At 49.9% G+C, this 7,229-nt stretch carries 7 protein-coding genes and 1 pseudogene; 6 read left to right on the top strand and 2 right to left on the bottom strand.

Going from position 1 to position 7,229, the window contains the following annotated elements:
* The 6 genes and pseudogenes from ACTHUT_RS11820 to ACTHUT_RS11795 form a co-directional block, all read left to right on the top strand.
* Positions 1-108, top strand: a pseudogene (locus ACTHUT_RS11820) (oligoribonuclease); the annotation flags it as partial.
* 63 nt (positions 109-171) lie between these two features.
* Entirely contained in the window at positions 172-594 is a 423-nt protein-coding gene (gene queD / locus ACTHUT_RS11815) for a 6-carboxytetrahydropterin synthase QueD (protein WP_003748900.1), read from the top strand.
* Positions 595-667: 73 nt separating this feature from the next.
* Positions 668-1,039, top strand: coding sequence for a DUF1304 domain-containing protein (locus tag ACTHUT_RS11810; protein ID WP_440386514.1), 372 nt, complete (start codon positions 668-670; stop codon positions 1,037-1,039).
* A 108-nt stretch (positions 1,040-1,147) separates the two neighbouring features.
* Complete coding sequence (locus tag ACTHUT_RS11805; RefSeq protein ID WP_440386513.1) at positions 1,148-1,783, top strand: 7-carboxy-7-deazaguanine synthase QueE; 636 nt, start codon at positions 1,148-1,150, stop codon at positions 1,781-1,783.
* Positions 1,784-2,115: 332 nt separating this feature from the next.
* Positions 2,116-3,702 (top strand): L-lactate permease, encoded by a 1,587-nt coding sequence (locus tag ACTHUT_RS11800; protein WP_440386512.1) that lies wholly within the window; start codon positions 2,116-2,118, stop codon positions 3,700-3,702.
* 297 nt (positions 3,703-3,999) lie between these two features.
* Entirely contained in the window at positions 4,000-4,362 is a 363-nt protein-coding gene (locus ACTHUT_RS11795; protein ID WP_440386511.1) for an ACP-like domain-containing protein, read from the top strand.
* Positions 4,363-4,499: 137 nt separating this feature from the next.
* On the opposite strand, the gene dnaN is transcribed toward ACTHUT_RS11795, so the two are convergent.
* Both dnaN and dnaA read right to left on the bottom strand, forming a co-directional pair.
* Positions 4,500-5,603, bottom strand: a complete 1,104-nt coding sequence (gene dnaN / locus ACTHUT_RS11790) for a DNA polymerase III subunit beta (RefSeq protein WP_003748908.1) — start codon at positions 5,601-5,603, stop codon at positions 4,500-4,502.
* Between the two features lie 106 nt (positions 5,604-5,709).
* A complete protein-coding gene (gene dnaA, locus ACTHUT_RS11785; protein ID WP_440418815.1) occupies positions 5,710-7,227 on the bottom strand; it encodes a chromosomal replication initiator protein DnaA in 1,518 nt (505 codons plus the stop codon).
* Positions 7,228-7,229: the final 2 nt, after the last annotated feature.

The raw sequence follows: 7,229 nt of genomic DNA, 5'->3' as shown, positions 1-7,229 counted from the left end.
AGCGTGGTCAAACGCGGTTCGCACAAGGCATTGGACGACATCCTCGAAAGCATCGAAGAAATGCGCCATTATCGCGAGCATTTCCTCAAACTCCCTTCCGAACAATAATCCCAAGGCCGTCTGAAACCGGTTTGACACCGTTCAGACGGCCTCATCGGCTTCCTTCATCTCATGAAAATCACCAAAATCTTTACCTTCGATTCCTCGCACATGCTCGACGGGCATGACGGTAAGTGCCAAAACCTGCATGGCCACACCTACAAACTCGAAATCACCGTCTCTGCGCCCGTTATCCAAGGCGGTGCAAAAGACGGCATGGTGATGGACTTTACCGACCTGAAAGCCATCGTCAAACAACACATTACCGACCCGTTCGACCATGCCTTCATCTATCACGGCAACAACGAACGCGAAAGCCAAATCGCCGCGCTTTTGGAAGGCTGGAACATGAAAACCCTGCGCCTGCCCTGCCGCACCACCGCCGAAAACATGAGCGTAGAAATGTATGGCCGTCTGAAAAACGCCGGTGTCAAAGTGTGCAGCGTAAAATTATGGGAAACGCCGACTTCGTGTGCGGAATATGAAGGGGAATAAACCGCCATCCTGTATTTTTCAGACGGCCTGTTCCCCCAACACACCCATCCGCTAAACATCAAAAGGAATCCTCATGAAACTCCTCTCCACCCTCCTCGTCCTCTTCGTCGCTATCGAACATTTCTACATCGCCTGGCTCGAAATGACGCAAATCCCAAGCGAAAAAGCAGCAGAGCTGTTCAACATGCCTTACGAATTTATGGAACAAAAGCGCGTGCAAACCCTGTTTTCCAACCAAGGCCTGTACAACGGCTTCCTCGCCATCGGCTTGGTATGGGCTCGCTTTGCCGCACCCGACAACGCCGTTTACGGCGCAACCATCCTGTTCCTCGGCTTCGTCCTCATCGCCGCCGCATGGGGCGCGTTTTCATCCGGCAACAAAGGCATTTTGTTCAAACAAGGCTTGCCGGCATTTTTGGCCGCCGCAGCCGTCATTGCCGCTTAAATACACACCAGCCATTCTTTCCCATTGAACTAACAGAAAGAATGGCTGCCTCAACCGATTTCTCAAAACGCTTCACGACAACAATTCAATCCCACACACCTAATATTCATGACCATTCACATCACGCCGAACAATCCCCAATACCGCATTGTCGAAATCTTTGAAAGCCTGCAAGGCGAAGGCTGGAACACAGGCATGCCCGCCGTTTTCATCCGCCTAGGCAAATGCAATCTCGCGTGCAGCTGGTGCGATACCGACTACCTCAAATTCGGCATGATGAGCCTGTCCGATATTTTGGGCCGTCTGAAAACCTACACGGCGCGCAACATCATCATTACCGGCGGCGAACCCACCATCCAACCGCATTTAGACGCCCTGCTCAACGCACTCAAAGCCGAAGGCTATTTTCTGTGTATCGAAACCAACGGCCTCAACCCCGCGCCGCCGCAAATCGACTACGTTGCCACCAGCCCTAAAGCCTGCTACGCCGCCAAATATGAATCCGGCTGCATCGAGAAAGCCGACGAAGTGCGCATTGTTGCCGACGGCGAAGTCATTGCGTTTTGTCAGGAAATGGAACGCAAAATCCGCGCCCGACATTACTACCTCTCGCCTTGCGAACAAGACGGCGCGATGAATATCTACGACACCATCCGCCAAATCGGCGTGTTAAACAGCCGAGCCGACGCCCCCGTCCATTGGCAACTGAGCGTACAAACGCATAAGTGGGCAGGAATAGAATAATTCGTTTGAAATCAATCAAAAATTAAACCTTTACAAAATATTGAATGTAAATACCATTCGATATTTGACCAAATGCACTACTGGCAAAGCGCTCAGGCTGTCTGAAACCCTATTTCAGACGGCCTTTTTTTTGTTACAAACCTCTTGACCGATTACATAAGATTACGTAAAGTGTGCAACAGTTTTCATAAATTGGTATAACCAATTTACCTGATAACTGACCGCATCTGAGGATGCAAATATCTATTCGAAAAACATTTATTACTCAACACATCGTATCAAACCGCCATTGCATTGACGGTTATGGTGCTTGTTGCCCCGAGGATATTCCTATGGCTCTCTTTCTCAGCATTTTCCCCATCATCCTGCTGATTTGGCTGATGGTTAAGAAAAACAGTATGCCGTCTTACATTGCGCTGCCGATTACCGCCGCGCTGATTTACGTCATCAAACTGTTTTATTTCGGCGATAACGCCATGTTGCTCAACGCAACGGCAGCGTCAGGCCTTGTTTCTACCCTGACCCCGATTACCGTGATTTTCGGTGCCATTATGTTCAACCGCATGATGGAAACCACTGGCTGTATCGACGTCATCCGCAAATGGCTGGCTACCATCAGCCCGAATCCGATTGCTCAATTAATGATCATCGGCTGGTCTTTCGCCTTTATGATTGAGGGCGCATCCGGTTTCGGTACGCCTGCCGCCATTGCTGCGCCGATTCTGATGAGCTTGGGCTTTAATCCGCTGAAAGTAGCCATCTTCACTTTGGTGATGAACTCCGTGCCCGTTTCCTTCGGCGCGGTAGGCACACCGACTTGGTTCGGCTTCGCACCTTTGGGCCTGGATCAAAAAAGCATTATGGAAATCGGTATGCAAACCGGCGTCATGCACTTCTTCGCAGGTTTCATCATCCCTGTTATCGGCTTGAGCTTCATCATACCTTGGGCTGAAATCCGCAAAAACTTGGGCTTCATCGGTATCGCCGTATTCTCCTGTACCCTTCCTTACGTCGCGTTGGCGATGGTCAATGAAGAATTCCCATCTCTGGTTGCCGGCGCAATCGGCCTGATGGTATCCGTATTTGCGGCAAACCGCGGCTGGGGCTTAAGCAAAGATTACGCCAAAGACCCGAATGCAGAAAAAGTACCTTTCGCCCAAGTTGCCAAAGCACTGGCTCCTTTGGGTATGCTGATCGGCATGCTGGTCGTTACCCGTATCAAACAGCTGGGCATCAAAGGTCTGCTGACCAGCAAAGAAGAATGGTTCAGCTTCCAACTGCCGTTTGATTTGTCCAAAATCACCGTCAGTGACTCCCTGACCATCACCTTCGGCAACATCTTCGGCCAAGGCGTAAACGCTTCCTATCAAACCCTCTACGTTCCGGCTTGGATTCCGTTTGTCTTCACCGTTTGGATTTGCATCCTGCTGTACAAAACCAAATTCAAAGATGCATGGTCTTTCTACGCTGCAACCTTCAACCAAACCAAAAAACCTCTGCTTGCCCTGATGGGTGCGCTGATTATGGTTCAACTGATGATGGTTGGCGGCGACGACTCCATGGTGAAAATCATCGGTAAAGAGTTTGCAGCGATGGCAGGCGAACACTGGGTTTACTTCTCCCCTTACCTTGGCGCAATCGGTGCATTCTTCTCCGGCTCCAACACTGTATCCAACCTGACCTTCGGCCCGATTCAACAACAAATCGCGCTTGATACCGGCCTGTCCGTTACCCTCATCCTCGCCCTGCAATCCGTCGGCGGCGCAATGGGCAACATGGTCTGCATCAACAACATCATCGCCGTGTGCAGCGTGTTGAACGTGAACAACGCCGAAGGCGCGATCATCAAGAAAACTGTCATCCCGATGAGCATCTATGGCGTCATCGCCGTGACTATCGCTTCAATTTTCTTCTTGTAAACCGCTTCATATCAAAGGCCGTCTGAATATTCAGACGGCCTTTTTTGTATTCTTTCGCTATATTTCTTAAAGAATCATTAATGTATATATTCCGCAACAATCCGCATAGCCACTTTGCAACACCAAATTACAAACAACTTTCTATTAATAAACAATCGGGTAATCATAAGTAAACACTGTTTTGCAATTTACCCAATTGCCACTACCGACAAAACGCCTAAAATACGCTTCATCTGCAAACGGAAACCCTTTCTCACTTTGCAAGATAACACACAACCCTCATATGGAGCTTAGATCATGAAATTACTTTCTGTTATCACTGCAGCCGCATTGGCTACTGTTTCCTTCTCTGCTGCCGCTGCGCCTGCCGGCTTCGTTTCTTACCGTTGTGACGGCGGCAAATCACTGAACGTGATGTACGGTTTCGACCGCAGCGGCCGCGCAGTTACTGCCGACGTAAACGCCGGTGGCAAAAAAGCCTCTTTGGTTGTCGACAAAAAACGTTCTGACAGCACTGGCACTACTTTCACCAACCGTAAAGGCTATGCAATGTCTGCCGGTTTCATCGACAAAAACACCCATACTACTTCTGAAGTGGTTGGCGTGAACGCCCCTAACGGCTCATTCCTGGTGAAAAACTGCGAACCACGTCCACGTTAATCCCAGTTTTCCTATTTAACCGAATCATCCCGGTTTAATCAAAAGGCCGTCTGAAAAACAATTTTCAGACGGCCTTTTGATTCGAGCCTATAAAAAAGAGCGTGTACCGTACACGCTCTTTTTGTTTGTTTTCCAAATTAAATACGCATCGGCATTACGATGTATTTGAAGTTCGGATTGTTCGGCATAGTAAACAGCGTTGAGCGGTTGGCATCGCCGAAGGCAAGCTGCATATCGTCGGAGTGGATATTACGCAACACGTCCATCAGGTAGCCAATATTGAAACCGACTTCGAGTTCTCCGCCTTGATAAGCGATTTCCAACTCTTCGCGCGCTTCTTCCTGCTCGTTGTTGCTACATACGACACTCAGCAAACCTGGCTGTAAGAACAGTCGCGCACCGCGGAATTTTTCATTGGCAAGAATGGCGGCACGTTCGAGCGCACCCAAAAGCTGAGTACGGGATACGAGGAAAATCTTGTCATTATCCAAAGGAATCACGCGGTTAAAGTCAGGGAACTTGCCGTCGATGACTTTGCTGACAATGGTCGTGCCGTTGCATTGGAAGCGTACTTGATTGTCCAAAAGCTCAACGGTGATGGATTCGGACGGATTATTCAGCAGTTTGAAGAGTTCCAATACCGTTTTGCGCGGCAGGATGACTTCTGTTTTCGGCAGTTCCGCTTCAATTTGGCTGGCCGCATAAGCAAGGCGGTGGCCGTCGGTTGCCACAAGGCGCAGTTGATTGCCTTCGACCTGCATCAGCAAGCCGTTGAGATAATAGCGGATGTCTTGAACCGCCATGCTGTATTGCACTTGCGAAAGCATGGTTTTGAAGGTTTCTTGAGTCAGCGAGAAAGTCGCGCTGACATCGTTGCCTACACTCATCAAAGGAAAGTCTTCAGCAGGCAGGGTTTGCAGGGCAAAACGGGATTTGCCCGCGCGCAGAGTCAAACGGTTGTCCGCCCAATCTAAAGACACCAGCGCACTGTCGGGCAGGGCGCGCAGGATGTCTTGGAATTTTTTAGCATTGGTCGTAATGCGGAAATCGCCTGCCTGACTTTCAGGGCCGGCGGTATTGATTTGGATTTCCAAGTCGGTTGCCAAAAGTTTGGTTTGTCCGTCTTTGCTTTCCAGCAACACATTGGACAGAATCGGCAGAGTATGGCGACGCTCAACGATACCGGTAACGGCTTGCAACGGCTTGAGCAGACTGTCGCGGTCGGCTTGTAAAATCAGCATGTTCCATTCCTTTGAATTTGAAATCGGTTGATTTGGGTATTTTAAAATATTTTTTGTATTCAGACGGCCTCATATTGATATCAGGCCGTCTGAATGTTGCATTGAGTTAGTTCTGAATCAAAATCAGCAGTTTTTCGTAGTCTTGCGCCAATTCAGGGTCTTCTTCGCGCAGTTTCGCCACTGCTTTCACGCCGTGCATCACAGTCGTATGGTCGCGGCCGCCAAAGGCATCACCGATAGAAGGCAGACTGAGCGTGGTCAGCTCTTTGGTCAGGCTCATGGCGACTTGGCGCGGTCGGGCGATGTTGCGCGTACGTTTTTTGCCCAATATATCGCTGATTTTAATCCGATAATATTTGGCCGTCGCATCGATAATGGTGTCGGCGGTAATGACTTTGTGTTTCTCTGCAATAATATCCTGTAAAGCCGTACGCGCCAAATCCATGTCGATAACGGGGCGGTTCATAAAACGGCTGCTGGCGCTGACTCGGTTGAATGCACCTTCCAGCTCGCGCACATTGGAACGGATTAGGTTGGCGATAAACAAAGCGGCTTCGTCTTCGATACTGATACCGGCGGCTTCTGCCTTTTTCTGCAAAATCGCCACGCGCATTTCCAATTCGGGCGGCTCGAGTTCCAAAGTCAAACCCCATGAGAAACGCGATTTGAGACGGTCGTCCATGCCTTCGATTTTGGCAGGCAATACGTCGCACGTCAGGATGAGCTGTTTTTTCTCGTTGTGGAAATGATTGTACAGATAGAAGAACTCTTCCATCGTACGGTCTTTACCTTTGATGAACTGAATATCATCGATAATCAGCAGGTCATATTGTTTGTATTGTTGCTTAAACACATCATAAGTGTTGTTGCGCACAGCCTTCATAAAACTGCGGATATAGTCGTCCGAGTGCATATAGCGCACTTTGGCATCAGGACGGTTTTTCAGCAATTCGTTGCCGATGGCTTGCACCAAGTGGGTTTTACCCAAACCTGTGCTGCCGTACAGAAAAAACGGGTTGTAGCCCTGCCCCGGATTCTCCGCAATCGCTTGGGCGGCGGCTGCGGCAAGGCGGTTGCCCTTACCTTCCACCAAGGTTTCAAATGTATAGTCGCGCGACAGATTGGTTTGCTCGTAGCGTGCTTCTTCCGCATCGTGTTGCGCGTCGGTTTTGGCTTTGGCAACCGCTTTAGACTCAGCCGGAGCGGCAGTTTGCACTTGAGGCTCATGCGGCAGGTTTTTCATGCGTTGCGCCAAAATCTCGGCAGCCGTCTTGGCTGCGGCAGGCTTGGACACCGTTTCAGACGGCCTGTCTTCTTCTACTGCCGCAACGGTTTGCAAAGGCATTTGGACAAGCTCTACACATTCTTCGACTTCAACAACTTCTTGCACTTGCACCGGCGCAACAGCCTGAGCCGCCATTTCATAATGCGTACCTACGCCCGGCTTAAACGCGAAAGCCATCTGATGAGGCACCAATTCAGCACGCACGGCGTCAATCTTGGCGGCAAACTGGCTTTTGAGCATATTGCAGGCAAATTGGTTTTTACCATACACCACCCATACGCCGTTTTCTTCGCCCACGGTCAAAGGCGCAATCCATTGCGCAAACTGCCCGGCAGGCAACA

Source organism: Neisseria sp. P0022.S010, assembly GCF_051956635.1.
Note: the sequence above shows the minus strand (reverse complement) of the source record. Positions and strands in the feature narration are given on the sequence as shown.

Bases quoted from the DNA above. Each gene is read 5' to 3' on its own strand.
- queD (WP_003748900.1), top strand. From the start codon at position 172: ATGAAAATCACCAAAATCTTTACCTTCGATTCCTCGCACATGCTCGAC.
- ACTHUT_RS11800 (WP_440386512.1), top strand. From the start codon at position 2,116: ATGGCTCTCTTTCTCAGCATTTTCCCCATCATCCTGCTGATTTGGCTG.
- ACTHUT_RS11795 (WP_440386511.1), top strand. From the start codon at position 4,000: ATGAAATTACTTTCTGTTATCACTGCAGCCGCATTGGCTACTGTTTCC.
- dnaN (WP_003748908.1), bottom strand. From the start codon at position 5,603: ATGCTGATTTTACAAGCCGACCGCGACAGTCTGCTCAAGCCGTTGCAA.
- ACTHUT_RS11810 (WP_440386514.1), top strand. From the start codon at position 668: ATGAAACTCCTCTCCACCCTCCTCGTCCTCTTCGTCGCTATCGAACAT.
- ACTHUT_RS11805 (WP_440386513.1), top strand. From the start codon at position 1,148: ATGACCATTCACATCACGCCGAACAATCCCCAATACCGCATTGTCGAA.